This window comes from Actinomadura parmotrematis, from assembly GCF_019458805.1.
GTDB lineage: Bacteria > Actinomycetota > Actinomycetes > Streptosporangiales > Streptosporangiaceae > Spirillospora > Spirillospora parmotrematis.
This window is the reverse complement of sequence record NZ_JAIBOA010000006.1, coordinates 39,791-65,369: the sequence shown is the minus strand read 5'-3', so window position 1 is coordinate 65,369 and position 25,579 is coordinate 39,791. Positions and strand designations below refer to the sequence as shown.

Here is a 25,579-nt window from a genome sequence, read left to right as displayed (position 1 = left end):
CCTGCGAATCCTGGTCACGGCCTCATTCCCTTCATCGAACGACCTGCCGGCGTCCCTCCGCACGTCGGGCCGCGTCACGGAGGCGGTGCCTGGAGGGGTGAGTGGTCGCTGTGTCCACCGCGTGCGGTGATAACTAGGGGCTTACAGCAGCGTAACGTACCAAGCGGTAATCAACGTCACGGAAACATGACGAACGGGAATCGTCCGCCCGGACGCTCCGGCACCTCTATTGACAATGTGTGCAACGCGCTGCGGAGGGGTCAGCCTACGCCCTCCGGCACGACGGGACCAGCCCTGGACCGCGCGACCACCCGCAGCCCGCCCGCCACGACGGGAACCCGCACCACCGCCACGACCGAGACCTCGACGATCCTGCCATGCACGGCGCACCGCGACAGGCGCCCCCGCGATTCCGCCACGATCTCCCCCGCCTTCCGGCAGGCCGCCCCCGCCCCCTCGGCCACGTGCCGCGCGCCGGCGAGAGCCCCGAGATCGGCCGCGATATCCGCCTGCTGCCGCGCCGCCCGCACCCCGCCCACCATCACCACCGCCATCCCGGCCGACCAGACGACCCCCATGAACGCCACCGCAAGAACCGTCCCCACCCCCCGATCCCCACCCCACCCGACCACCCGCCTCCCCCGCACTCCCCCCACCACCCGCACCACCAGCGCCGTCCGCACTGCCCACGCCCTCACCTTCACCGCACCATTCGCGCCGTCCGCGCCGTCCGCGCCGTCCGCGCCGTCCGCGCCGTCCGCGCCGTCCGCGCCGTCCGCGCCGTCCGCGCTCCTTTCGCTTTCTGTGCTTCTTGCACCGCCTGTGCTACCGAGGTCGTCCAGACTCCCTGCACTGCCCGCGCTTCCCACATCCCCTTCACCGCCTGCGCCTCCGTGTCCTCCGTGGGTCTCGTGCCGCCGTGCTCCTGCCTCCCTGCACTCCCCGTGCTGCTCACCTCCCCTTGCCTTGTCCACGCTGCTTGCACAGCCCGGCCTACCTGCGCTGCTGATATCGCTCGTGCCTTTTGCGTGAGCCACGCTGCTTGCATCGTTCGTTTGTCCGCGCTGCTGACACCGTCCGTGTTTCCTGCGCTGTCCGTGTTGCTCACACCGCTCGGACGCGTTGGTCCTCGCCTCGCCGGCTCGCCTCTTCCGTCGCGCTTGTCCTTCCGCGTCTCCCGCCCTTCGGGTGCTCTTGCGTTTCTGGGTGGTTCTGTGCGCTCCGCCTCGCTCGTTCGGCGGGTTTGGGTGGCTGTCGTGGGTCGTCGGGGTCTTCGTGTTGAGCGGGCTTCGGTGGCGGGTGGGGGTGGGTGGGTGCGGTCGGCTCGTGGGTTGTGCTCGTGGGTTGTGCTCGTGTGGTGTGTTGGTGAGGGGTGGCTCGGGGGCTTGCGATGAGGGGCGAGGGCTCGGACGGCCCGTCGGCGGGGTGCCGGTGGGGGCCGTCCGAGCGGGGCGGCCACGGGTCGGCTTCTGGGTTACGGGGGCGGCTCGGGCAAGGGGGTTTCATGGGCCGCATCCGCGCCTGGTTCCGTGGCCGCCGTTACTCGCGTGTGGACGCGGATCGGCGGGAGGGCCGCCGCGCCCGGTGCGTGCACCGTGACGGTGATCTCGATGCGCACGAGCTCGCCGTCACGGTGCACGCCGATCACGGCTCCGGCGGGGAGCGCGCGGGCGGCCTGGGTGCGGACGGCGGGCAGCGGCTCGCCCCTGGCCGCGGCGCGGGCACCGATGCGCGCCACGTCGGCGCAGGTGAGCCGGGTCGAGGCGCACGCGATGCCCCACAGGGCGGCCGCGGTGACGAAGACCAGGACCGGTAGCGCGAGCGCGACCTCCGCGGTGACCATGCCGTGGTCATCTCTCACCCCGCCTGGAGCGCCCTGTGGACGATCTGCGTGAGCATCCCTCTGACCTGCGGACTCGTGACGATCTTGAAGAGCAGTCCGGCGAACGCGACGGCGGTGAGCACTCCGACCGCGTACTCGGCGGTCGACATGCCCAGGTCTCCGGTGCGGCAGCGCCAGCGGTGCGTCCATGCGGTCCTCATCGGTCCCTCCCTTCGGGCGCCGGGGTGGCGCCTGGTTCCAGGATCGGCGGGGCGGGAGGGCCGCAACAGGTGAATGCGGTTCTGTGGATAACCCCGTCACCAGGAGAAGTCCAGGGTGGCGGCGATCCCGACGACGGCCGGGACGATGCCGAGGAACACGAAGGCGGGCAGGAAGCAGAGGCCCAGGGGCAGGAGTGCCAGGATGCCCGCGGAGCGGGCCCGTGCGGCGGCCGCGGCGCCGGCGGTGCGGCGCTGGTCGCGGGCGAGGCGGGCGAGCGTCGGGGCCATGGCCGCCCCGCTGCGGGCGGTGCGGACCGCCGTACGGGCGAGCGGCGCCAGCGTCGGGTCGGCGGCGAGCGCCGCCCAGGCGTCGGCGGGGTCGGCGCCGAGCCGGATGCGGGTGCCGACGCCCCGCAGCTCGTCCTCCAGCGGGCCGCCGACGGCTCCGGCGACCGCGTCCAGCGCCTCGTTCCAGGGGGTGCCGCCGCGCAGGCAGGCGCCGAGCAGGTCCACGGCGATCGGCAGGTCGGCGATCAGGCGGGCGCGCCTGTCACGCGCGTCCGAGCCTTCCAGGTGACGGAACGAACGGTCGACGGCCACCGCGGCGATCGCACCGGTCACGAGCCCCGTCGGGCCGCCGAGGACGATGACGGCCAAGGCGGCGGTCATACCGGTGGCGCCGTGCCGCAGCAGTCGGTCCTTTGCGCGGGAGTGATGGTGAGCGTCCCGGTGGTCGGCCTCTTCCCCGGTGCTGAGGGGTGAGGGGTCTTCGGGACGTGCTGTGGAGTGGGACCGGAGGGTGTCGGGGCGTGGGCGGCGGGCCGGTGGAGGTTCGGGCGGCTTGAGGATCAGGCAAGCGGTGAGGGCCGCGCAGGCGGCGGCCAAGAGCAGCGAGGTCATGGTGTCTCCGGGGTCAGCCGCGGAGCGTCTCGGCGTTCCGGGCGAGGCGCCGGGTCCAGAGGAGTCCGGCGAGGTCCAGGGCCGTTCCGGCCACGAGGCAGCCCCAGCCGGGCGGCGTGCCGAGAAGGAAGGCCAAGGGGTGCGCGCCCAGGGCCGCGCCGAGCCCGAGACCCATCAGGGGAAGGAGCGCGACCATGCGGGCGGTGGCGCGCGGGCCCGCCAGTTGCGTGGCGACCTCCTGGCGCTGGGCCTCCTCGGCGCGCAGTGCCGTGGCCAGTCCTTCCAGGACGGTCGCCAGCGCGCCGCCTCGCTCCGCGCACACCTGCCAGCACGCCGCCAGGAGGCGCAGGCCCTCCGCTCCTGGTTCATCGGCGAGGCGGAGCAGGTGCCCGATGGTCGGTTCTTCTTGCGAGAAGGCTTTGGCGGCGGGCTCGGGGAAGGCTGTGGGCGGGTAGTGCTCGATACCGGTGGAAACGGGTTGGCCGGCGCGAGGTTCGGAGGCATCGATACTGGCCGCTTTTGCCGGGCGGGATCCGGGATCGCTGTGGGCCGGCCATGGGATGGCGGCATTCGCCGTCAAGGCCGACCAGACATGCCCTCCCGCATTGCCCCCGTACGTGTCTTTCTGGCCGGATTTTCGGGGCGGTGAACCCGAGAGGAAATCACTCGATTCAGGGAGCGGGCTCGCGGAGGACGAGGACCCCGTGAAAGCGGAAACGGCGGGGTGCAGTGTGCTTTCTTCAGTGCGACTGGAACCTGTGGGGCGTGGCCCGGCGCTATTGCCTTCCGCAGGAAGGCTCGTGCTGCCGAGTTCTGTGGTGTTCGGCGGGCTTCGGTCCTGCTCGAGGAAAGCAGAGGATTTCCCGTTGCGCGGTGAGGGCGTGGTGGGACCGCGCTGGGCGGCGGACGGCCCGGCCGGTGGAAGTGGCGGGCCGAGCAGGGCGGCGGCCATGGAAGGGTGAAGGACCTCGGCGCCGGCGGCGAACGCCTCGTCGGGGGTGCGCCCGGCGGTGAGCTCGGCGGCCATGGCGTCGCACAGTTCGATGACGGCGGCCCGCCGGAGGTCCGGGCGGCGCCGGTGCTCGCGGAGCGCTCGCGCCCGCACGAGGACCGGAGTGACGAGATCGCCCGGACCCAGGGGCGGCGTCCCCAGGAGGCGATCGAGGCGCTGGACGGCCGGGGGCGGTGTGAAGGCCAGCCAGGCGGCCACGGCCGCGCAGGCGGCGGCCAGCTCGGCGACCGGTCCGGAGAGCGGCCCGGCGGTCATGGGGTGCCGCCGAGCCGGTGGGCGAGAACGGCCGCGCCCGGACCCGGGAGCAGGTCGCCTTCGGGAGTGAGGGTGAGCGCGGGGACCACCTCGACCAGGCCGTCCGCTGCGCGGCGGAACACGCCGAGTTCGGCGATGCGGCGGCCCGCCGACGGTTCCCGGGTCAGATGGACGACGACGTGCAGGGCGGCCGCGAGCTGGCTGTGGACGGCCTCGCGGGTGAGGCCCGCCGCGCACGCGAGCGCTTCGAGGCGGGCCGGGACGTCGACCGCGCGGTTGGCGTGCAAGGTGCCGCAACCGCCCTCGTGACCCGTGTTCAGCGCGGCCAGGAGATCGACGACTTCGGAGCCGCGGACCTCGCCGACGACGAGCCGGTCGGGACGCATGCGGAGGGCCTGGCGGACGAGGTCGTGCATCGTCACGCCGCCCGCGCCCTCGACGTTGGGCGGGCGCGTCTCCAGCCGGACCACGTGCGGATGGGACGGTTGCAGCTCGGCCGAGTCCTCGACGAGGACCAGCCGCTCGCTCGGGCCCGCGCGGCCGAGCAGGGACGCGAGGAGCGTCGTCTTGCCGGTGCCCGTGCCGCCCGTGACGAGGAAGGCCAGGCGGCGCTCGACCAGCGCGCAGAGGAGCGGGACGGCGGCGGGCGGCGCCAGCTCGTCGAGGGTGAAGGCCGTCCGCCGGGGCAGCCGCAGCGACAGGCAGGTGCCGTTGGGCGAGACCGGCGGCAGGACGGCGTGCAGGCGGATGCCGCCGGGCAGCCGGGCGTCGGCGCAGGGAGAGGCGTCGTCCAGGCGGCGCCCCGCGGCGGCGGTGAGCCGTTGCGCCAGGCGGCGCAGGGACGCCTCGTCGGGGAAGCGGACGGACGTGCGGATCAGCCCGTCGCCCGCGTCGATCCAGACCTCGTCCGGCCCGTTGACCAGGACGTCGGTCAGATGAGGGACGGCGAGGAGCGGTTCCAGCGGGCCGGTGCCGACGAACTCGGCGCGCATCTCCGCGGCCAGGCTGAGGATCTCGCTGTCGCCGAGCAGCCCCTGTTCGGCGCGCAGGGCCGCCGCCACCCGGCCCGCCGTCGCCTCGGCTCCGCCGCCGGCGACCAGCCGACCGCGCACCGCCTCGGACAGATCCGTCATGCCGCACCTCCACGTCATGTCACGCCGCCGGAACGCGGCCTTTCGCCTGGGCCGGCTGCTCACCAGCCGGCCGGGGCGTCCGCTCGGTCTTGTCGGTTTCGGGTCAGGCGGCCTGGCGGTGGTCGGAAGCGGCCGGCAGGGAGGAGAGGAGGTGCTCGCACAGGGTGGTCAGGGGGCCGCGGCGCAGCGCCCGGGGGAACTCCCCGGCGTCCACGGCGGCCGCCAGGCGGCGGTCGCGTTCGTAGACGGCGGTGAGCGGGAGGGCGAGGGCGCGGGCGATGTTCTCCGGGGCGAGGGCGCCCGGCAGCACCACGATGAGGCGGTCGGTGCCGCCCATCAGTCCGGCCGCGAGGACGGCGCGGATCTCGGCGGGGACGAGCAGGTAGCCGGTGTCGGCGCGGCGCAGGCAGGTCAGGCCGAGGTCGGTGGGATGGCGCGGCAGGTCGGCGATGGTGAGGTCGTAGCCGCGGACCGCCGCGTCCAGGACCGCCGTGGCGGCCTCGGGGGCGACCGGTACGGGCGTGGCGGCCCGCCACGACAGCACCGACAGGTCGCCCAGGGCGGGCAGCGCCTCGCGGAGGGTGGAGGCGGGGAGCCGGCCGCGCCTGGCGGCGAGGTCGGGCCAGCGGACGCCCGGCCGGTCCTCCAGGGTGAGGACGGAGTCCAGGCCGCCGCCGTGGGCGTCGCCGTCGACGAGCAGGGTGCGCAGGCCCGCGCGGGCGGCGACGAGGCCCAGTGCGGTGGCGAGGACGCTCGCGCCCGCACCGCCCCGGGCGCCGCGCACGCAGACGAGCGGCCCTCGCGCGGCGGGCGGTTCCGCGGCCGCGGCGAGGCGTTCGACGAGCCAGTCCTCATGGCCTGGCAGGACCGCGAGGTCCTGGGCGCCGGCGCGGGCGGCGCGGGCGTGGTCGTCCGGATCGCGCGAGACGAGGACCACCCCCGGGCGGGGCGGCAGTACGGCCGCGGACGACGCGGCGTCCGCGCCGACCAGGACCAGGGGCGGGCCGGGCCAGCGGGCCCGTGCCTCGGGTGCGCCGCCCGCCAGCTCGACGGGGGTGCTCGCCGCGGCGGCGAGGCGGAGGAGGTCGTCGGCCAAACCGGCGTCGGACGTCATGATGAGGGCCGCGATGGTCATCCCGAACATTCCCTTCTTCACCTGGGTCTTTTCTCAGGATGCGCGGCGGCCGGGGCCGTCGGGAAGGGGAAGGGCGACCTGTGGATAACCCGGCGGGCGGCGGCCGGTGCGGCCGCCTCCCGCCTCCGGGCATAGGGCGACCCCCGCCGGGGGGGATAGCGGGGGTCGCCTAACGGTCCGGCTCCGGGGGGGTAGAGCCGGCCCGTTTATCCAAGAAAGCTTCAGTCGAGCATCCGTGCGGGCGGTCCAGTCCGATCTATAGGGACCGCAAAGGCACTGCCATCAGTCTAGGGCGACACAAGGTCCGTTGAGAGTTGCATCGTTCGGCTCGGTCGGCCCGGGACGTACGTTTTTTTCATCTGGTGGCGATGATGGCACTCCTCGCTCCCTCGCGCGAGAGAAAACCGGCGACCGGAACGGCGGCCGCGACGGAGAAGTGAAGATCGAGGGCCGGCGCGCGGGAAAAGAAGCGATCACAGGGAGTGAGCTGCGGCGGGGCGCGGTAAAGGGCGCGCCACGGCGTCAAGGGCACCGCAAGGTTCGCTTCGCGCATCGGTCACGGATGGCCCCGGGGTAACCGTTCCCTGCCGATCGCAGGGCTTGCCATCTGCGATGACGAGGCGTAGACAGGTGCTACGGACCCAGTGTCCGCGCACGGCACCCGGGCACCCACGCGCGACCAGCCGCGGGAGGCGCGTCGAGACGGGCTTGACCCGGTCCGACGGATCATAGGTGCACGCTTGGTAACCCGGTGTGACGTGACAGGCGGCGTCCCTGGCGGGGCGCCGCCGCTATGTGTCCGAGCACACCTTCCGCGTGTCCGAGCGCATCTTTCGCGGCGCCGCCGCCTCCTGAAGGGTCAGTCGCGGACGTCCAGGCCCAGGGCGGTGGCCAGCACGATGGACTGGAGCGGGTCGATCACGGCTCCGCGCAGCTCCATGGTGCGCGGGTCGAAGGCGGTGAGGTCGCTGCCGCGCAGGTCGGTGCCGGCGAAGCGGGCGCCGTGCAGCAGCGCGCCGGACAGGTCGACGCGGGCGAAGCGGGCGCCGCCGCAGTCGGCGCCGGTGAGGTCGGCCTCGCGCATCCGGACGTTCTCGAACGCGGCCCGGCGCAGGTCGGCGCCGCGCAGGTCGGCGAAGGACCAGTCGCCGCCGGAGACCTTCAGCAGGTCGTGGGCGCAGGCGTCGAACGTGGCGCCGACGACCTTGCAGCCGGTGAAGGTCGCGTCGAAGAAGTTGCAGCGCACGAACGTGCAGTTCACGAACGCCGCGTCGATGTGGACGGAGGCGTTGAAGCGCACGCCGCGGAAGGCGCAGCCGGTGAAGGCCGCGCCCGTCCCGGTCGCCTCGGTCATGTCGACGTCCACGAACTCCACGGCCTCGTGGACCTCGCCCGACAGGTCGCGCGAGTCCCAGTCGGCGGCGCGGATCGTCGTCTCGATCGGGGTGCTCATGGGGCCGACGCTACGGCAGGGGTCCGACGGGCGGGGCGGTCAGCCGCGCATCAGGGCTTCGCAGATCGCCTGCGAGTCGCGGGCCGCGGCGGCGGTGGCGGCGGCGCAGTGCCGCACCCAGGCCGCGACGCCCTCGGGAGTGCCGGCGGCGTAGCCGCGGATCGCCTCGGCGTACTGCTCCGACAGTTCCAGGTGTCCGGTCTCGGGCGCGGTCAGCGACTTCGGGTCGAGGCCGCGCGCGATGAGGGTGAGGCGCTGCGCGGCGCGGGCGACGATGCCGTCGCCCCAGCCGAAGGGGCGCAGCGTCAGCAGCTCGCCGTGGACGACGGCGGCGGTGACGATCGCGGGCGCCTTCGTCGGCGCGACGAGCAGCTCCGACAGCATGTCCAGGCGTCCGGCGACCTCTTCGGGGGACGGCGGCGCCGGCAGTCCGAGGACGTCCTCGACGCCGGTGCCCGCTTCGCGCGGGCGGCCGAGCGGCCCGGCGTCCACCGCGTCGGCGGCGGCGAGGACGTGCAGGCGGGCCAGCACCTGCCGGGGGGCCTGCCGCCAGGTTTCGCTGAGGGAGCCGAGCTCGGCCGACACCCGCAGCGCGCCCTGCACGGCCGGGTCGGTGGGGTGCTCGGTGGTGCGCAGCTCGTCCAGGGTGACCGAGGCGCCTTCCAGGACGGCCGACGCGCGTGCGCCGCGCAGCGCCGACTCGGTGGAGACGTCGGCGCTGCGGCGGCGCAGGATGCGGTGGCCGAGCAGGCGGTCCACCGCCTTGCGCGCGTCGGCGACGGCGTCGGCCACTCCGGGCAGGTCCGCTACAGAAGCAAGGGCATCGGTCACGGCCGAACTTTATGCGGTCGCTTCTACCGCTCGCGTCCCGGGGCGACAACCCCCGAAACGGAGATGGCCCCGTAACCCGGGCGGGGCGGATTCCGCGGGGTCCGACCTGGGAAGGCCCGCTGTGTCGGGCATCACATAGCATCCGTTCGGAAGTGTGGAGCGCCCGGCATCCCCCGCCCGGCCGCGCGAGGGCCCGCTTGTCCGCGGGCGGATCCCTTGGTGGAGTGGGCTCCGGGCTTCATGTTGTGTTGAGCGAGGAGTACGCATGAGCGAGAAGAGCCAAGAGACACTGTCGAACCTCCTCAAGGAGGCGCGGCGTTTCCCCCCGCCGGCCGAACTCGCAGAGTCCGCGAACGTCACCGCGGCGGCGTACGAGCAGGCGTCCGCGGACCGGCTGGGCTTCTGGGCGGAGCAGGCGGAGCGGCTGGAGTGGTCCAAGCCCTGGGACGAGGTGCTGGACTGGAGCGACCCGCCGTTCGCGAAGTGGTTCGTGGGCGGCGAGCTGAACGTGGCCTACAACTGCGTGGACCGGCACGTCGAGGCGGGCCTCGGCGCGCGCGTGGCCTACCACTGGGAGGGCGAGCCGGGCGACACCCGCACCATCACCTACGCCGAGCTGCAGCGCGAGGTGGCCAAGGCCGCGAACGCGCTGGTGGAGCTGGGTGTGGAGAAGGGCGACCGGGTCGCCATCTACCTGCCGATGATCCCCGAGCTGCCGATCTCGATGCTGGCGTGCGCGCGGATCGGCGCGACCCACTCGGTGGTGTTCGGCGGGTTCTCCGCGGAGGCGCTGCGCACCCGCATCGACGACGCGCAGGCCAAGCTCGTCATCACCGCCGACGGCGGCTACCGGCGCGGCAAGCCGTCCGCGCTGAAGCCGACGGTGGACGCCGCCGTCGAGCGGACGCCGAGCGTCGAGCACGTCCTGGTGGTGCGGCGGACCGGCGAGGACGTCGCCCGGCACGACCGCGACGTGTGGTGGGAGGACGTCGTCGAGCGGCAGAGCGAGGAGCACGCCGCGCAGCCGCACGACGCCGAGCACCCCCTCTACATCCTGTACACGTCGGGGACGACGGGGAAGCCGAAGGGCATCCTGCACACCACCGGCGGCTACCTGACGCAGACCGCCTACACCCACCACGCGGTGTTCGACCTGAAGCCCGAGACCGACGTGTACTGGTGCTCGGCCGATATCGGCTGGGTGACCGGGCACTCCTACATCGTGTACGGGCCGCTCGCCAACGGCGCGACCAGCGTCCTGTACGAGGGCACCCCCGACACCCCGCACCAGGGCCGCTGGTGGGAGATCATCGAGCGGTACGGGGTGACGCTCTTCTACACCGCGCCGACCGCGATCCGCACGTTCATGAAGTGGGGCGACGACATCCCGGCGCGCAGCGACCTGTCGTCGCTGCGGCTGCTCGGCAGCGTCGGCGAGCCGATCAACCCCGAGGCCTACGTCTGGTACCGCGAGCACATCGGCGCGGGCCGCACCCCCGTCGTGGACACCTGGTGGCAGACCGAGACCGGCGCCATCATGATCAGCCCGCTGCCGGGCGTCACCGCCGGCAAGCCGGGCGCGGCCATGAAGCCGCTGCCGGGCATCGTCGCCGACGTCGTCGACGACCAGGGCGCGCCCGTGCCGAACGGCGGCGGCGGCTTCCTGGTGCTGAAGGAGCCGTGGCCGTCGATGCTGCGCACCGTATGGGGCGACGACGAGCGGTTCGTGAAGACGTACTGGTCGCGCTTCCCCGGCGTGTACTTCGCGGGCGACGGCGCGAAGAGGGACGAGGACGGCGACATCTGGCTGCTCGGCCGCGTCGACGACGTGATGCTGGTGTCGGGCCACAACATCTCCACCACCGAGGTCGAGTCGGCGCTCGTGTCGCACCCCAAGGTCGCCGAGTCGGCCGTCGTCGGCGCCACCGACCCGGTGACGGGGCAGGCGATCGTGGCGTTCGTCATCCCGCGCGGCAGCGCCGGCGAGGAGGTCGAGGGCGACGACTTCGCGGCGGAGCTGCGGAACCACGTCGCGCACTCGCTCGGGCCGATCGCCAAGCCCCGCCAGATCATGATCGTGCCGGAGCTGCCGAAGACCCGCTCCGGCAAGATCATGCGGCGGCTGCTGCGGGACGTCGCCGAGAACCGCGGCATCGGCGACGTCACCACGCTCGCCGACAGCACCGTCATGGACCTGATCTCGCAGAAGCAGGCGAGCGCCAAGCCCGAGGACTGATCCGCACGCACCGCCCGCGCGGGGGTCCGGCCGCCCGGCCGGACCCCCGCGCGCGTCCGCCGGCACCCTCGTAAGGGATCATCGGAGCGGCGGCCGATAGGTTCGGCGGGCGCCGCCGTAGGCGGCAGATCGACCGTTTCACTGCTGATCGGCGGTTTGGCCTATACCGACCCCGAACAATTCGAGAGAGTGACCGCAGCGGTCATGGGGGCCGGGCGCACGGAAGGAGAGGGTGAGATGTCGGAGGCACTGCCGGACGACCCCGCCGGGGAGAAGTCGCTCGGCGAGCTGGTGGCGCTGGCGTCCAGCAGCGTGTCCAGCCTGGTCAGGGCGGAGATCGACCTGGCGAAGCTGGAGCTGAAGGACGACGCCAAGAAGGCCGCGCTCGGCGGCGTGATGTTCGCGGTGGCCGGGCTGATCGGCGGCCTGATCGTCATCCTGCTGTCCATCGCGTTCGCCTACGGGCTGACCGCGCTCGGGATCTGGAACTGGGCGGCGTTCCTCATCGTCGCGGCCGTCTACGCGCTGCTCGCCGCCGCGCTGATCGCGATCGGCTACTGGCGGATCCGCAAGATCGAGGGCGCCAAGCGCACCCGCCGGACGCTCAAGGACGACTTCGCCGCGCTGCGGCCCCGCCGCGACCAGGACGACACCCCCGTCCTCACGGAGTGACGGGATGGCCGGGTACGACGCGGCCGCCGTCGAGATCGGCGGCCCGTGGAAGCACCGCACGGTCAGCGCCGGCGGCACCCGGTTCCATATAGCCGAGGCCGGGGACGGGCCGCTCGTGCTGCTGCTGCACGGCTTCCCGCAGTTCTGGTGGTCCTGGCACCACCAGCTCGTCTCGCTGGCCGAGGCGGGGTTCCGCGCGGCGGCGGTCGACCTGCGCGGTTTCGGCGGCAGCGACAAACCGCAGCGCGGCTACGACCTGGTGACGGGCGCCTCGGACGCGGCGGGCCTCGTGCGCGCGCTCGGGGAGGCCAACGCCGTCGTCGTCGGTCATGACTGGGGCGGCCTCGTCGCCTGGACGATGGCCGTGTACCACCCGAAGGTCGTCCAGCGGATCGGCGTCGTGTCGGCGCCGCACCCGCTGCGGCTGCGGCAGGCCGTCCGCGCCTCCCCGTTCCGGCAGGGCTGGGCGTCCCGGCACACCGCCGGGTTCCAGGTGCCGATGTGGCCCGAGCGGCGGTTCGTCCGCGACGACGCCGCGTTCGTCGGGCGGCTGCTGCACGAGTGGGGCGCGCCCGGATGGCCGGACGGCGAGACCGAGCGGACGGTCCGCCGGGCCGCGCGGCTGCCCGGCGTCGCGCACTCGGCGATGGAGTACCACCGCTGGCTGGTCCGGTCCGGGCCGCGCCCCGACGGCATCCGCTACGCGCACCGGATGCGCGAGCCGATCCAGGTCCCGACGCTCCAGCTGCACGGCGCGCTGGACCCCTGCACGCTGCCCGCCAGCGCCCAGGGGTCGGGCCGGTACGTGGCCGCGCCCTACCGCTGGAAGCTGATCGAGGGCGCCGGGCACTTCCCGCACCAGGAGCAGCCGAAGGACTTCGACGAGCGGCTCCTCGGCTGGCTGGCCGACCCCGAGCCCGAGCTCTGACGTGCCCGGCGACGGCGGCGGACGCGATCGGGACGCGGCGGGGCGCGCGCGCAACGCCCGTCCCCGCGACGCCTACGGACGCCCGCTGCCGCACGGCGCCGAGGGCGTCCCGACGATGCCCGACGACCTCGACCTGACTCCCGAGCAGGGCTTGGCGGAGGCGCAGCGGCTGCTGGACGAGGACCGTCCCTTCCACGCCCACGAGGTGCTGGAGGCCGTGTGGAAGGCCGCTCCCGACTCGGAGCGGGAGCTGTGGCGGTCCCTGGCGCAGGTCGCCGTGGGCCTCACCCATCTGCGGCGCGGCAACGAGCGGGGCGCACGCGCGCTGCTGGACCGCGCCGCCGGCAACCTCGCCGCATACGAGGCCGACCCGCCTTACGGCATCGACGTGGTGGGCGTGGTGCGGGCTGCGCGCGCGCTGCGCGACCGTCCGGACGCGTCCGGAACGATCCGCCTCGTATAGGGCCGCGGGCTAGTCGGAGCAGGCGCCCGTGTCGACGGGGGCGGTGGAGTCCGCGCCCGCGCGCGCGTCGGACGCCACCTCGCCGGCGGTCAGCGCGTAACCGGTGGAGTCGGCGTCCAGCGCGGCGGCGAAGATGACGCCGTACACGCTGCCCTCGGTGGACAGCAGCGGGCCGCCGGAGTTGCCGGGCTCGACCTTGCCGCGCAGGGCGTAGATCTCGCGGTTGACCTCGCCGCTGTGGTAGATGTCCTGGCCGCGCGCCGTCTGCATCGCGCGGATGCGGGCGGCGAGCGCGGTGAACGGCTTGTCCTTCGGGAACCCGGCGATGATGGCGTCGTCGCGGACCCGCGCCGTCCCGGCGAACTTCAGCGGCGCGGCCTTCAGGCTCGGCACGTACAGCACCGCGACGTCCCGCTTCGGGTCGTACAGGACGACATGCCCCTTGATCTTGCTGCCGTTCATCAGCTGGACGCTGGAGGCGTCGTCGGCGCCCGCCACGACGTGCGCGTTCGTCATGACGTGCTGGGGCGCGAAGACGAACCCGGTGCCCTCGATGCGGCGCTCGCACCCGGACGCCACGCTGGTGATCTTGACGATGCTCTTCTCCGCGGCGCGCAGCCGGGGCGTCTTCAGGATGGCGTCGTCGGGCGGCGGCACCTCGGTGAACGACTCGCCGCCGAGGCCGTTGAACACCTGCGGGAACTCGCTGTTGCGGACGAACACCCGGAACGAGGAGAACCAGCCCTGCGCCTCCGACGGCATCACGTCGTTGATGCCCTTGATGATCGACGAGGACCGCACCTGGGTGTGCACCACCCGGATGTCGGAGTCGGCGACCAGCGACCCGAAGAACCAGGCGACCGTCAGCAGCGACACCGAGCTCACCACGGCGCCGCCCGCCGCGTCCACCGACCGCGCGTTCAGGCCGGTCACCCGGTTGCGCAGCACCGCGCCGACCGAGGAGGCGATGAGCTGGCCGAGCGTCGCCGCCAGAAACGCGATCACGATGGCGAGCAGCGCCTGCTGGGCGGTGCCGCTCACCGTCGCCTCGGCGATCGGCGGGGCGATGAGGACGCCGATGACGCCGCCGCCGACGAAGCCCGCGAAGCTCAGCAGGCTGACGATGAAGCCCTGCCGGTAGCCCGACACCGCGAACAGCACGACGAGAACGAGCAGGATGAGGTCGAGAAGGTGGTCGCCCAGCACCGCTTCACCGTATAGGGCGCGACGCCCGGTTCACGTCCCCTCGCTGTACCGGATTGGGCCGATCCGGGTAGCCGCGGAGGACTACCCGCGGGACGGCGCGGGGCCTTGCGGGGCCGGGCGCGGCCGGTCAGCCGCGGGCCGCGAGGTCCAGGACGTCGGGCGGCAGGTCCTCGATCCGCTCGGTGTCCCAGGGCCGCGACCAGCCGCCGAGGTCGAGGACCTCGGTGAGCAGCATCGCGGTGAAGCCCCACACCAGCATCCCGCCGGCGCGGAACGCCGGGCCGAGCCTCAGCCCGGACGGGTGCCGCACGACGAGCCGGTGGGCGGGATCGGCCAGCTCGGCGATCGGCACCCGGGCGACGGTGGCGACCTCGCCGGGATGGCCGGGCGCGATCTCCGACGGCTCGCGCCACCAGGCGGCGACGGGGGTCACCCGGTGCTCGCTGCGGCTCAGGTACAGCTCGGGCAGCTCGCAGAGGACCTGCACGCCGTCCGCGAGGACGCCGGTCTCCTCCCACGCCTCGCGCAGCGCCGCGCCGACCGGGCCGTCGTCGCCGGGGTCGATGCGGCCGCCGGGGAAGGCGGGCTGGCCGGCGTGCTTGGTCAGCGTCGCGGCCCGCTCGGTGAGCAGGACGTCGGGGCCGCCGGGGCCCTCGCCGAACAGGATCAGCACGGCGGCGGGACGGCCCGCGCCGGCCGGCGGCGCGAGGAGCGGGGGCGCCTCCAGGCGGGGCGCCTCGGCGCGGAACCGGTCGAGCCACGCGGGCGGCGCGCTGGGGGTCGGAGTCACGTCTCTGCCAACTCCCCCGGCGTCCCGTTCCTTCCCGCCACCGCCTTTCCCGCCGCGGCCCCTCATGCGAACGAGCGGTCCCGGACCAGCTTCGCCGCCGCCTTCGCCTCGATCGGGCCGGTGCCGTAGGACGGGCAGAGGTCGGCGACCGGGCAGGCGCCGCAGGCGGGCCGCTGCGCGTGGCAGATGCGGCGCCCGTGCCAGATCAGGCGGTGCGACAGCATCGTCCAGTCGCGCGGCGGGAACATCGCGGCGACGACCTGCTCGACCTTCACCGGGTCGGTCTCCTCGGTCCACCCGAAGCGGCGGGCGAGCCGCCCGAAGTGGGTGTCGACGGTGATGCCCGGCACGCCGAAGGCGTTGCCGAGGACGACGTTGGCGGTCTTGCGGCCGACGCCGGGCAGCGTCACCAGGTCCTCCAGCCGGCCGGGGACCTCGCCGCCGAAGCGGTCGCGGAGCGCCGCCGACAGGCCCATCACCGATTTCGTCTTGGCGCGGAAGAACCCGACGGGCCGCAGGATCGCCTCGACGTCCTCGGGATCGGCGGCGGCGAGGTCGTCGGGCGTCGGGTACTCGGCGAACAGCTCGGGGGTCGTCTGGTTGACGCGCTTGTCGGTGGTCTGCGCGGACAGCACGGTCGCGACGAGGAGCTGGAAGGGGCCGTCGAAGTTCAGCTCGGCGTGCGCGTCCGGATAGGTCCCGGCCAGGATCCGATCGATCTTGCGGGCCCTGCGGACCCGCCCGAGCGGTGTCTCGTTCCTGAACTTGCGCGCCCGCGCCGCCGCACTCGGTTCCCTCGCCATGTCGCCAGGTTAGAGCCGAACGGGTGCCGCCGTCCGCGCGGACGGCGGCACCCGTCGTCTCAGACCGGTTCGGGAGCCGGGTCGGGCTCGGACGGCGGGACGGGGCCGGGCGGATCGGGGCGCGGCGTCGTCGGGCCGGGTATCGGGTCGAGCGGCGGCCCCGGCTGCGGCGCCCCGGGCTGCGGCGGCGCGGGAACCGTGGCGGTGGCGCTCCTGGTCTCGTGCGTCATCTTCTCGTTCTCCCCTCGACGAATGATCGTTCCGGGCGAGTGAGCAGCGTGCCCTCTGGGACGGACGGTAAACGGCCCCGGCAGGATCGCCCACCGGCGCGACCGCCCGGTCATCACTCGTCGACTTGCGGCGTGTTGGGCTATGGGAGCGCTCCCATAGCCCAACACGCCGCAAGTCGACGTGGGGCGACCAGGTGGTCATCGGCTGGGGGCGGGCGGGCGGAGGGGCCGGGGGACGTTTTGTGGGGTTTCTTCAGGGCTGGACCATGCGGCGGGCGATGTCGCGGACGGTGTCCGGTGCGATCCGCGCCACCGACGGCAGGCAGGTGGTGAACGGCGCTTCGGCCAGGGCCTGCACGAGGAGGCGGCGCGCCTCGTCCGGCTCGGACGCGTCCGCGAGCAGCGCGAGGGCGCGGGCGTGGAGTTCGGGGTCGGTGATCCGTGCGGCGGTGGACGCGGCGGCCTCGGGTCCGTCGACCAGGGTCCGGACGTGGACGGCGCGGATGAGGAATTCGGCGCGTTCCTCATGGGAGAGCATCGCTTCGATGGCTTCCTCTGCGCGGGCGAGCGCACGGCGGGCCGCCTCACGGTCGTGAGCGCGCATGTAGTGCAGGGCCAGGGCCAGTTCAGCGAGAGCCTTCGTCGGGACGGGGATGGGGAGTGACGAGGCGACCTCCTCCGCTTCGGCCATGGATCCTGCGGCGGCGAGCGCACCCACCAACGTGCCGGCCGTTCTCTCCAGGACGCGAGGCGACAGCCGTCGCCGGGCGCCGGCGAAGTCGAGGAAGGACGCCGCGAGTGCGACGTCGCCCATGCCGGCGGCCGTCCGGGCGAAGGATGCGAGGAGCCGGGTCGCCTGGACGGCGTCGTCCACTTCCCTTACCGCGACCTCGGCCCGGAAGGCGTAGTGACGGGCGTCCTCCGACATGCCGGTGCCGGCGGCCGCCTCCATGAACGCCGCAGCGCGGCATGAAGGATCCGGTATCCGCTCGGCCGCCTTCCTCGCCGACCCGTGCTCGCCGACGGTCGCAAGGGCGCGCACCACACCGGCCATCGCCCTCTCGTACCGGTGGGGGAAGCCGAGCGCCGACAGCATCGATTGCGCCTCGCCGAAGCGCCCGGCATCGGCCACGAGACCCGGAAGAACCGTGATCGCATCGTCCTGGGAAGTCCCGTCGTCGGCCGATGCCATCGAGATCCCGGCCGCCCGATCGAACTCCGCCAGCTCGGCCAGCAGCGAGGCGCGCTCGTTCCGCACGGACTCCGCCAGCTGGAACGGCGCCGAGGCGCGGTCGCCCGATGACGGCAGCGGTTCACGCCCGTCCGTCTCCGGCTCGGAGGGAAGGCCCGTCTCGCCGGTCGCAGCACCTTTCGGGCAGAAGGTGATCGCCGCGTCGGCGAGGGCTCCCGTGAACGCGGTGTCCCCGGTGGCGGCGACGGCTCCCGCCAGCCGGGCCAGGAGCCGCGCCTTCCACCTCGGATCGACGCTCGACCGCGCGTGCTTCTCGATGAGCGACGCGAGCCGGGCGCCCATATCCGGGTGACCGCCGCGCGCCATGTCCCGAGCGGCTCTGACGAGGTTGACGGGAGCGCGCGAAGAGACGAGCAGCGCGAGCGCTTCGTCCTGCCCGCCCCGTGCCGCCGCCGCCTTCGCCAAACCGACGTACGCGAAGTGGCGCGGCTCGGAATAGACCAGGGCGGCAGCGCGGTCCGCCGCTTCCGGCGGGTCGTTTCCGGCGCCCGCCACGATCAGCGCGGCGAGCGCCCGCTCCAGCGGCTCCGGCTCGACGATCTCTTCCGCCAGCCACTCGGCCGCCGTGAGATCGCCGCGCTCGGCCAGCATCTGCACGAGGAGGGAGAACGCCTCGTCGCGGATCGGCGGATCGTCCAGGTTCCGTGCCAGCGCTTCGGCCGTTCCCGGTTCGCCGCGGAGCATCGCGATCCTGGTTCGCCAGAGCGCGCCGGTGAGGGGAGTCGGCCGCAGGAAGGCCGCCGCCTCGGCATGGTCCTGGAACACGAGCGGATGCCGGGCCGCGCTCAGCAACGCTTGGCCGATCTCTTTCCGGACCTCCGCGCCGCCTTCGGAGAAACCCTCGAGAAGTCTTGCGGCTTCGTCCGTCCCGGCGAGATCACCCGACGATGCGGCGTCCCTCAGCAGGGCGATGGCGATCCGATGGTGCTCGCGGGCCAGCGCCGCGAGCCCGTCCCGGTCCACCCGCGCCCTGGCGGCGACGAGGGCGTCCCATGCCGCTTGCGCGACCGGTCGCGTCGAGGCGACGGCCGCCGAGAGCGCCCGCTCGATGCGGTCCTGATCACCCGTCGCGGCGATCGCACGCGCCGCCGAGGACCAGGACGGGCCGTCCGTGTTCCCCTCGGCGAGTTCCCGCTCGACCTCATCCGCGAGACGCCGTGCGAGCGGGCGATCGCCTGCCGCGGCCGCTATCTCGGCGAGGTCGGCCAGCACTATCGACGATGCGTAGGGAGACGCCCTGACAGTCGAGGCGGCGCGTCCGACGAGGCGGCGGGCCACGGCCGCATCCTTGCGCGCCGTGATCCGCGCGATCTCCAGGAGGGCGTACAGCCTGCGGAACGGATGGGACAGGGCCGAGGCCATCGCCCAGGCGCGCTCCGCCTCGCCGATCTCGGCCCAGACGAGCGGCAGCCCCGCCGGGATGCCCCGGTTGCGGGCGATCAGCTCGTCGCGGACGACCGCGATGCGGAGCATCAGGTCCACGTCCGGTTCCGGTAGCGCGAGGACGGCCTCCTGGCAGGCGGCCAGCTCCGCCAGGGCGGCCGCGTCCCCGCCGCTCGCCTCCAGCATGCGGGCGGTGCGGGCCGGGTCGGTCGCGAAGGCGACCATGCGGGGCAGGTCGCCGAGCTGGCGCAGCAGGCGGAAGTAGCCGCGCAGCAGGTACTCCGACGTCTCCGGCGGCCAGCCCGCGTCCCGCACGCGGTCGGCCCAGGCGTGGACGCGGGCGCGGAAGGCGTCCTGCTCGGCGGTGCTCAGCTCGTCCAGGGCGGCGGCCTGCAGTTCCTCGTGGCCGAGCAGGTAGAAGCGGTCGGCGCGGATCCAGCGGCCGGGGCTGAGGGTGAACGTGCGCCCCGAGGCCGCCGACAGGTGCCGCTCGACGCGCCGCGCCGACGCGCCCGTCAGGTCGGCGAGGTCGGCGGCGCGCAGGCCGCCGCCGGAGGTGGCGACGAGGCCGAGCAGGTCGCGGTCGGTGTCGGGGCCGAACAGCAGGTGCTCCAGCTCGCGTTCGGCGTTGCCGCGGATGGCCCGCGCCTCCGGCGAGGGCGCCAGGCGGCGGACGACGGCCGGGTCGCGGAGCGGGTGCCGGTCCGGCACGTCCGTGGGGACCGGCGGGGACGGGCGCCCGGCGACGACGATCCGCACGTTCGGGGGCGGGACGGCGGGGAGCAGCGCGGCGATGCTGTGCGCGGACGGTCCGACGGTGACGCCGCGGTCCTCGTCCAGGCCGTCCACGACGAGGACGAGGGGCTCGGGGGACGCGGCGGCGGCGTCCTTCAGCAGCCGTCCGAACCACGCCTGGCGGCGCGCCTCGTCCGGTGCGGCCGGTACCGGCTGCCCGGCGGCCTCGGCGAGCTGCTCCAGGACGACGTCGAGGAAGGCGTTGCGGTCGCTCTGCCCGGCGTAGCGGGCGGTGATGAAGAACGACACGACCCGCACCCCGGGAGGCGGGTGCAGGACGAGCGTCGCCATCAGCGCCGTCTTGCCCGCCCACGCCGGCCCCTGCCACCAGGCGTAGGCGGGGCCGCCCGCGGCGCGGCAGAAGGCGGCCAGTTCGGCGAGCTCGTCCGCGCGGCCGACCAGCTCCCAGGGGAAGATCAGCTCGACCTGCTCGCGGTAGACCGAGCGGGCGGGCCCCGGGACGGCGGCGCCGACGTACAGGTCGCGGCCCGCCGCGTAGGCGTCGCGGCCGGCCTCGGCGCGCTGCTCGAAGGCCGCCATCCCCGCCCCCTCCCGTCGTCCCGTCGAAGAACAGCATGGCCCGGCGGTGACCCGAATGGGGCGGAAAGGCCACCCCGGCGGCCGGACGGATGCCGCCGCTTGGAGCAGGGGCGACGTAGCAGCACATACCCGCCAGTCCGTAGACTGGCCAGGCAGGATCGTGGTGACCGGCGACTCTCGAAGGGCTCTGCGAACCGCGTCGCCCGGCCCGGGGGCGGAGGGGGGACCCTCGGTCTCCGATTCCGGCGCGCCGTGCCCCCGCCTCCCCATGCGCGGTGGGACGTACGTCACACTATGTATGAAGGTGTTGGAGGAGGAAGCGTGACCGACCGCGACGTGGACGTTCTGAGCAGGGCTCCGCTGTTCGAGGCCCTGGACGAGCAGGGGGCCAAGGCGCTGCGCGCCAACGTGACCGAGGTGCGCCTCGCCCGCGGCCAGACCCTCTTCAACGAGGGCGAGACGGGCGACCGCCTGTACGTCGTCCTCGAAGGCAAGATCAAGCTGACCCGCACCGCCCCGGACGGCCGGGAGAACCTGCTGAGCGTGCTCGGTCCGAGCGAGATGTTCGGCGAGCTGTCGCTGTTCGACCCGCGGCCGCGCACCGCGAGCGCGATCGCGGTGACCGAGTGCCGCCTCGCCGGCCTCGGCCACGACGACCTGCGCCCCTGGCTGACCGGGCACCCCGAGGTCGCCGTGCAGCTGCTGCGCGCGCTCGCCCAGCGGCTCCGCAAGACCAACGACGTGATGGCCGACCTGGTGTTCACCGACGTGCCGGGCCGCGTCGCCAAGGCGCTGCTGGACCTCGCCGAGCGCTTCGGCCAGCCGGGCGAGGCCGGGCTGCACGTGCACCACGACCTCACCCAGGAGGAGCTGGCGCAGCTCGTCGGCGCGTCCCGGGAGACCGTCAACAAGGCCCTCGCCGACTTCGCGCAGCGCAACTGGCTGCGGATCGAGGCGCGCGCCGTCGTCATCCTCGACATCGACCGGCTCCGCAAGCGCTCCAAGTAGCGGCGCCGGGCCGGGGCGGCGGTCAGCCGCGCTCGGCCAGGTAGTCGAGCTGCGCCTGCACCGACCATTCGGCGGCGGGCCACAGCTTGCGGTCGACGTCGGCGTACACGGTCTCGACGACCTCGCGCGCCGTCCGGGCCCCGTTCCGGACGGCCTCCTCCACCTGCGCGAGGCGCTCGCGGCGATGCGCGATGTAGGTGTCGAGGACGCCCGCCGGGTCGTCGATCTTCGGTCCGTGGCCGGGCAGCAGCGTCGCCACGTCCTCCTCACCGGCGAGTGCGCGAAGCCTGTCCAGGGTGGTGAGGTAGTCGCCCAGCCTGCCGTCCAGGACGGTCGTGCCGTAGCCGAGGACGGTGTCGCCGGTGAACACGGCGCGGTCGGCGGGCAGCCAGAACGCGACCGAGTCGTCGGTGTGGCCGGGGATCTCCAGGACGCGCAGCTCCAGGCCGCCGGTGGTGACGACGTCGCCCTCGGCGAGGCCCTCGTCGCCGAGCCGGTGCGCCGGGTCCAGGGCCCGCACCTTGACGTGGTCGCCGGCCATGCGGGCGAACTTGGCGGCGCCCTCGGAGTGGTCGGGGTGGCGGTGGGTGAGCAGGACGACGCCGACGCGCCGGTCGCCGACCCGGGCAAGGATCCGCTCCAGGTGGCGGGGGTCCTTCGGGCCGGGGTCGACGACGGCGACCTCGCCGGCGCCGGGCTCGCCGATGACCCAGGTGTTGGTGCCGTCGAGGGTCATCATGGAGGGGTTGGGCGCCAGCACGCAGGTCGCCCGTTCGGTGCCCATCCCGTCGATCTCGCTCATGCCGCCCATCCTGCCCGAGCCGTGGTCGGGGTGGCGGAGCGGGTTCCAGCCGACGCGCTCCAGGTGCCGGAGCGCGGACGAGCCCGCGACGCGCCGCAGCAGCGCGTACTTCAGGTGGTCCCGGCGCACGGCGTCACCCCTGCGGGTAGTGGTGCGCGGCGTCCTCGGGCAGCACCAGGTACGCCTCCCCATCGATGATCGCGCCGGTCGGCTCGTGCACGACGATCTCGCGGGGGGCGGCGAGGACGTCCGCCACCGTCGCGTATCCGGCGAGCTCGGCGAGCGTCGCGATGGTCGGCGGCAGCAGGAACCACTCGCCCGCCTTCGCCTTGGCGACGGCGTCGGCCGGGTCCACCCAGGCGGCGTGGTCGGATTCGGTGCTGACGTCGCGCGCGCGCTGCCCGGCCGGCATGGCGGCGACGAAGAACCGGGTGTCGTAGCGCTTGGGCTCGATCGCCGGGGTGATCCAGTGCGCCCACGGCCGCAGCAGGTCCGAGCGGAGCACCAGGCCGCGGCGGGCGAGGAACCCGCCGAAGGAGCTGGACCGGTCGAGCAGCGCCCGCCGGTCGGCCTCCCAGTCGTCGCCGCGGGTGTCGTCCACGACGGTCCCGCCGGTCGGCCCGGCGAGCAGGACGGCGGTCTCCTCGAACGTCTCGCGGACCGCCGCGCACACCAGCTCGCGGGCGAGCGTCGGGGACGCGGCGAACGCCTCGCCCCACGCCTCCGGCGCGGGCCCCGACCAGCCGAGCTCGCCCTCGCCGTCGCGCGGGTCGACCGAGCCGCCGGGGAAGACGTAGGCGCCGGGCGCGAACGCCATCGACGACACGCGGCGCAGCATGAACGCCTGCACGCCGCCGCCGGGGCGGTCGCGCAGCACCACGACGGTCGCGGCGTGCCGGGCGGCGGCGGGCGTGAACGTGCCGTCGCGCAGTCCCTCGATCTTCGCGCGGAACTCGTCCGGCAGCTTCAGCCCGTTCACCATCGCCCCGCCCCTGACCGTGGATCCGAATGACGGCCAATTCGGACATACCGAATGGTGTTCCGTCAAGGCCCGCCACCGCCGGCGGCGGGCCGCCCGGTCAGCCGACCTCGGCGATCAGCTCGACCTCGACGGGCGCGTTGCGCGGCAGCACCGCGACGCCGACGGCGCTGCGGGCGTGCCGGCCGGCGTCGCCGAACACCTCGCCGAGCAGGTCGCTCGCACCGTTGACGACCTCGGGCTGGTCGTAGAACCCCGGGGCGCTGGCGACGAACCCGACGACCTTGACGATCCGCACGTTGGCCAGCGAGCCCGTCTCGGCGCGCACCGCCGCGAGCGCGTTCAGCGCGCAGACGCGGGCGAGGGCCGCGGCCTCCTCGGTGCTCACCGCGTCGCCGACGAGGCCGGTCGCCTGGAGCGCGCCGCCGACGAGCGGCAGCTGCCCGGCGGTGTAGATCAGCGAGCCGGTGACGGCGGCCGGGACGTAGGAGGCGAGCGGCTTGGCGACCTCGGGCAGTTCCAGGCCGAGCTCGGCGAGCCGCTGCTCGGGCGTGCTCACTGCTCCAGCTCGCGCTTGAAGTAGGCCACCAGGTTCTCCGGGTTCGGGCCGGGCAGCACCGTGACGAGCTCCCACCCGTCCTGGCCCCAGTTGTCGAGGATCTGCTTCGTCGCGTGGACGAGCAGGGGAACGGTCGCGTACTCCCACTTCTTCATGGGCGCCAGCTTAGGGCGTGGCACGCCCTAGCCGGCGCCGGACCCGTGCCGGGCACGGGCCGCGTGCACGTCGGGCAGGTTGTCGTCGGCCCAGGCGCGCACGGCGTCCAGGAGCGGGAGCAGCCGCCGCCCGAGGCCGGTGAGGGCGTAGTCGACGCGGGCGGGGACGGCGGGCGTGACGGTGCGCTCCACGAACCCGTCGCGCTCCAGCCCGCGCAGCGTCTGGGTGAGCATCTTGGCGCTGGCCCCGGGCACCGCGCGGGCGAGGTCGCCGTAGCGGCGGGGACCGTCGGCGAGGGCGAACAGCAGCAGCGGCGTCCACTTGCCGCCGAGCAACTCCAGCAGTTGCCCCGTGGGGCAGCCGTCCAGGTAGGCGGTGTGGGCGGCCTTGGCGGCGGCGCGGCGCTGCGCGGCGCTCATCGTCGTCATGGGCTCTCCTCGGGGTGCCGTACGCACTCGCAGGTAACTCCTTACGGCGGCGCCCTGTTCCGGCGCACGCTGGGCCGCCTGGAACCCCTTGGACGAGGAGGCGTGCGATGCGCGCGATCGTGGTGCGGTCCTTCGGCGGACCCGAGGTGCTGGAGGCGGCCGAGGTGCCCGACCCCGAGCCGGGCCCCGGGCAGGTGCGGATCCGGGTGACGGCGGCGGCGGTGAACCCGGTCGACGCGCTCACCCGCTCCGGGGCGCTGCCCCTCGGGGACCGCCCGGCGGTCGGCCTCGGCTGGGACGCGGCGGGCGTCGTCGACGCCGTCGGCCCCGGCGCCGCCGGGTTCGCCGCGGGCGACGAGGTGATCGGCCTGCGCGACCGGCTGGACGTCCCGGCCGGCGCCTACGCCGAGCTGCTCGTCCTGGACGCCGCGTCGGCGGCGCCCGCGCCGCCCGGCCTGGACGCGGCGGCCGCCGCGACGCTGCCGCTGAACGCGCTGACGGCGGCGCAGGCGCTGGACCTGCTGGACCTGCCGCCCGGCGCGTCCCTGCTGGTCACCGGCGCGGCCGGGGCGGTCGGCGGCTACGCGGTGGAGCTCGCCGCGCGGCGCGGGCTGCGGGTCGTCGCGGCCGCCGGCGCCGCCGACGAGGAGGTCGTGCGCAGGTTCGGCGCGGAGTGGTTCGTGCCGCGCGGCGCGCACCTCGGCGACGCGGTGCGCGCGCTCGTCCCGGGCGGGGCGGACGGCGCGCTGGACGCGGCGATGCTCGGCGCCCGGACGCTGGACGCCGTCCGCTCCGGCGGCGCGTTCGTGCCGGTGAACGCGGGGCCGTCCGTGCCGCCGCCGCTGCGCGGGATCCGCGTCGCGCCGGTGTGGATCCGCGCGGACGGGGCGCGGCTCGCCGAGCTGGCGGACCTGGCGGCGCGGGGCCGCCTCACGCCGCGCGTCGCGGCCGTCCTGCCGCTCGCGGACGCCGCCGAGGCGCACGCCCGGCTGGCCAAGGGCGGCCTGCGCGGCCGCCTCGTCCTCGCCCCTTAGTCGCGGTCCTCGGCGCGGAGCATGATGCGGCGGAGCAGATCGGAGAGTTGGCGGCGCTCGTCGGGAGTCAGGGCGGCGAACAAACGGTCCTCCTCGGCGCCGAGTGCGTCCATCGCGGCCTGCCAGGCGTCGCGGCCGTCGGCGGTGAGCGCGACGTCGACGCGGCGCCGGTCGGTCGGCGAGGGGGTGCGCTCGACGAGGCCGCGCCGCTCCAGGCCGTCCAGGCGGCCGGTGACCGAGTTCGCCGGGCGGCCGAGATCGGCGGCGAGCGCGGACGGGGCGGCGCGGCCCCCGCGCGCGACGAGCGCGTGGAGCGTCTCGAACTCGTGCAGGTGCAGGCCGGCGTCCGCGAGGTAGCGCTCGCGGTCCTGCTTGAGGTGGCGGCTGAGGAAGTGGACGCGGGTCACCGCGCCCTCGGTGTCGGGGTCGAGGCCGGGCAGCAGCGGCCGCCAGCGGTCCACGTGCTCGTCGGTCCGGTCGCGCGCGTCCATGCGGGAAGCCTATCGGCAACGAATAGTTCGTTGACGAATAGTTCTTTGCAGAAGTACATTGC

26 protein-coding genes are annotated in these 25,579 nt (G+C 74.3%); 6 read left to right on the top strand and 20 right to left on the bottom strand.

Annotated elements, in window-relative coordinates; genetic code table 11:
- Positions 1-260 precede the first annotated feature (260 nt).
- The 9 genes from K1Y72_RS11095 to K1Y72_RS11055 all read right to left on the bottom strand — a co-directional run bounded on the left by K1Y72_RS11095 (position 261) and on the right by K1Y72_RS11055 (position 8,762).
- Positions 261-605, bottom strand: a complete 345-nt coding sequence (locus K1Y72_RS11095; protein ID WP_220165794.1) for an Rv3654c family TadE-like protein — start codon at positions 603-605, stop codon at positions 261-263.
- An 869-nt stretch (positions 606-1,474) separates the two neighbouring features.
- Entirely contained in the window at positions 1,475-1,843 is a 369-nt protein-coding gene (locus tag K1Y72_RS11090; protein ID WP_220165792.1) for a TadE family type IV pilus minor pilin, read from the bottom strand.
- 14 nt (positions 1,844-1,857) lie between these two features.
- Positions 1,858-2,043: a DUF4244 domain-containing protein gene (locus tag K1Y72_RS11085; protein ID WP_220165790.1), complete on the bottom strand. Its 186-nt coding sequence runs from the start codon at positions 2,041-2,043 to the stop codon at positions 1,858-1,860.
- Between the two features lie 96 nt (positions 2,044-2,139).
- Complete coding sequence (locus K1Y72_RS11080; RefSeq protein ID WP_258572280.1) at positions 2,140-2,712, bottom strand: type II secretion system F family protein; 573 nt, start codon at positions 2,710-2,712, stop codon at positions 2,140-2,142.
- A gap of 244 nt (positions 2,713-2,956) precedes the next feature.
- Positions 2,957-4,210, bottom strand: a complete 1,254-nt coding sequence (locus K1Y72_RS11075) for a type II secretion system F family protein (protein WP_258572279.1) — start codon at positions 4,208-4,210, stop codon at positions 2,957-2,959.
- Entirely contained in the window at positions 4,207-5,343 is a 1,137-nt protein-coding gene (locus tag K1Y72_RS11070; RefSeq protein ID WP_220165786.1) for a TadA family conjugal transfer-associated ATPase, read from the bottom strand. The genes K1Y72_RS11075 and K1Y72_RS11070 overlap by 4 nt, the downstream gene beginning before the upstream one ends.
- A 103-nt stretch (positions 5,344-5,446) precedes the next feature.
- On the bottom strand, positions 5,447-6,478 hold the full coding sequence (gene ssd / locus K1Y72_RS11065; protein ID WP_220165784.1) for a septum site-determining protein Ssd: 1,032 nt from the start codon (positions 6,476-6,478) through the stop codon (positions 5,447-5,449).
- Between the two features lie 859 nt (positions 6,479-7,337).
- Positions 7,338-7,931, bottom strand: coding sequence for a pentapeptide repeat-containing protein (locus K1Y72_RS11060; protein WP_258572278.1), 594 nt, complete (start codon positions 7,929-7,931; stop codon positions 7,338-7,340).
- Positions 7,932-7,970: 39 nt separating this feature from the next.
- Entirely contained in the window at positions 7,971-8,762 is a 792-nt protein-coding gene (locus K1Y72_RS11055; RefSeq protein WP_220165782.1) for a Fic family protein, read from the bottom strand.
- A 265-nt stretch (positions 8,763-9,027) separates the two neighbouring features.
- Here K1Y72_RS11055 and acs point away from each other — a divergent pair, with 265 nt between their 5' ends.
- From acs to K1Y72_RS11035, 4 genes are all read left to right on the top strand, one after another.
- Positions 9,028-10,998, top strand: a complete 1,971-nt coding sequence (gene acs / locus K1Y72_RS11050) for an acetate--CoA ligase (RefSeq protein WP_220165781.1) — start codon at positions 9,028-9,030, stop codon at positions 10,996-10,998.
- A gap of 237 nt (positions 10,999-11,235) precedes the next feature.
- Positions 11,236-11,670 carry a phage holin family protein gene (locus tag K1Y72_RS11045; protein WP_220165780.1) on the top strand — a complete coding sequence of 145 codons (435 nt, stop codon included), beginning with the start codon at positions 11,236-11,238 and terminating at the stop codon, positions 11,668-11,670.
- Positions 11,671-11,674: 4 nt separating this feature from the next.
- Positions 11,675-12,598 carry an alpha/beta fold hydrolase gene (locus K1Y72_RS11040; RefSeq protein ID WP_220165779.1) on the top strand — a complete coding sequence of 308 codons (924 nt, stop codon included), beginning with the start codon at positions 11,675-11,677 and terminating at the stop codon, positions 12,596-12,598.
- Between the two features lies 1 nt (position 12,599).
- Complete coding sequence (locus K1Y72_RS11035; RefSeq protein WP_220165778.1) at positions 12,600-13,061, top strand: DUF309 domain-containing protein; 462 nt, start codon at positions 12,600-12,602, stop codon at positions 13,059-13,061.
- Positions 13,062-13,070: 9 nt separating this feature from the next.
- Here the strand turns inward: K1Y72_RS11035 and K1Y72_RS11030 are convergent, their stop codons facing one another.
- The 5 genes from K1Y72_RS11030 to K1Y72_RS11010 all read right to left on the bottom strand — a co-directional run bounded on the left by K1Y72_RS11030 (position 13,071) and on the right by K1Y72_RS11010 (position 20,060).
- On the bottom strand, positions 13,071-14,267 hold the full coding sequence (locus K1Y72_RS11030; RefSeq protein ID WP_220165777.1) for a MarP family serine protease: 1,197 nt from the start codon (positions 14,265-14,267) through the stop codon (positions 13,071-13,073).
- Positions 14,268-14,394: 127 nt separating this feature from the next.
- On the bottom strand, positions 14,395-15,057 hold the full coding sequence (locus K1Y72_RS11025) for an NUDIX hydrolase (protein ID WP_308287005.1): 663 nt from the start codon (positions 15,055-15,057) through the stop codon (positions 14,395-14,397).
- Positions 15,058-15,119: 62 nt separating this feature from the next.
- Positions 15,120-15,860, bottom strand: coding sequence for an endonuclease III (gene nth / locus K1Y72_RS11020; RefSeq protein ID WP_220165773.1), 741 nt, complete (start codon positions 15,858-15,860; stop codon positions 15,120-15,122).
- 59 nt (positions 15,861-15,919) lie between these two features.
- Complete coding sequence (locus K1Y72_RS11015) at positions 15,920-16,090, bottom strand: hypothetical protein (RefSeq protein WP_220165771.1); 171 nt, start codon at positions 16,088-16,090, stop codon at positions 15,920-15,922.
- 253 nt (positions 16,091-16,343) lie between these two features.
- Positions 16,344-20,060: a P-loop domain-containing protein gene (locus tag K1Y72_RS11010; RefSeq protein ID WP_220165768.1), complete on the bottom strand. Its 3,717-nt coding sequence runs from the start codon at positions 20,058-20,060 to the stop codon at positions 16,344-16,346.
- 321 nt (positions 20,061-20,381) lie between these two features.
- Between K1Y72_RS11010 and K1Y72_RS11005 the strand changes: the two genes are divergently transcribed.
- Complete coding sequence (locus tag K1Y72_RS11005) at positions 20,382-21,068, top strand: Crp/Fnr family transcriptional regulator (protein ID WP_308287004.1); 687 nt, start codon at positions 20,382-20,384, stop codon at positions 21,066-21,068.
- Between the two features lie 22 nt (positions 21,069-21,090).
- Here the strand turns inward: K1Y72_RS11005 and K1Y72_RS11000 are convergent, their stop codons facing one another.
- The 5 genes from K1Y72_RS11000 to K1Y72_RS10980 all read right to left on the bottom strand — a co-directional run bounded on the left by K1Y72_RS11000 (position 21,091) and on the right by K1Y72_RS10980 (position 23,992).
- Complete coding sequence (locus tag K1Y72_RS11000; protein ID WP_443611877.1) at positions 21,091-21,999, bottom strand: MBL fold metallo-hydrolase; 909 nt, start codon at positions 21,997-21,999, stop codon at positions 21,091-21,093.
- A gap of 4 nt (positions 22,000-22,003) precedes the next feature.
- Complete coding sequence (locus K1Y72_RS10995; protein WP_258572277.1) at positions 22,004-22,852, bottom strand: NUDIX hydrolase; 849 nt, start codon at positions 22,850-22,852, stop codon at positions 22,004-22,006.
- Positions 22,853-22,949: 97 nt separating this feature from the next.
- Positions 22,950-23,408 carry a RidA family protein gene (locus tag K1Y72_RS10990; protein ID WP_220165763.1) on the bottom strand — a complete coding sequence of 153 codons (459 nt, stop codon included), beginning with the start codon at positions 23,406-23,408 and terminating at the stop codon, positions 22,950-22,952.
- Positions 23,405-23,563, bottom strand: coding sequence for a Sp36 family protein (gene sp36 / locus K1Y72_RS10985; protein ID WP_019633547.1), 159 nt, complete (start codon positions 23,561-23,563; stop codon positions 23,405-23,407). Before sp36 ends, K1Y72_RS10990 begins: the two co-directional genes overlap by 4 nt.
- Before the next feature lie 27 nt (positions 23,564-23,590).
- The gene (locus tag K1Y72_RS10980; RefSeq protein ID WP_220165761.1) at positions 23,591-23,992 is read right to left on the bottom strand and encodes a winged helix-turn-helix transcriptional regulator; all 402 of its coding nucleotides are present in this window, start codon (positions 23,990-23,992) and stop codon (positions 23,591-23,593) included.
- Between the two features lie 107 nt (positions 23,993-24,099).
- Here K1Y72_RS10980 and K1Y72_RS10975 point away from each other — a divergent pair, with 107 nt between their 5' ends.
- Positions 24,100-25,026, top strand: coding sequence for an NADP-dependent oxidoreductase (locus K1Y72_RS10975; RefSeq protein WP_220165759.1), 927 nt, complete (start codon positions 24,100-24,102; stop codon positions 25,024-25,026).
- On the opposite strand, the gene K1Y72_RS10970 is transcribed toward K1Y72_RS10975, so the two are convergent.
- Positions 25,023-25,517 (bottom strand): MarR family winged helix-turn-helix transcriptional regulator, encoded by a 495-nt coding sequence (locus K1Y72_RS10970; protein ID WP_220165757.1) that lies wholly within the window; start codon positions 25,515-25,517, stop codon positions 25,023-25,025. The two genes, K1Y72_RS10975 and K1Y72_RS10970, sit on opposite strands and share 4 nt — an antisense overlap.
- Positions 25,518-25,579: the final 62 nt, after the last annotated feature.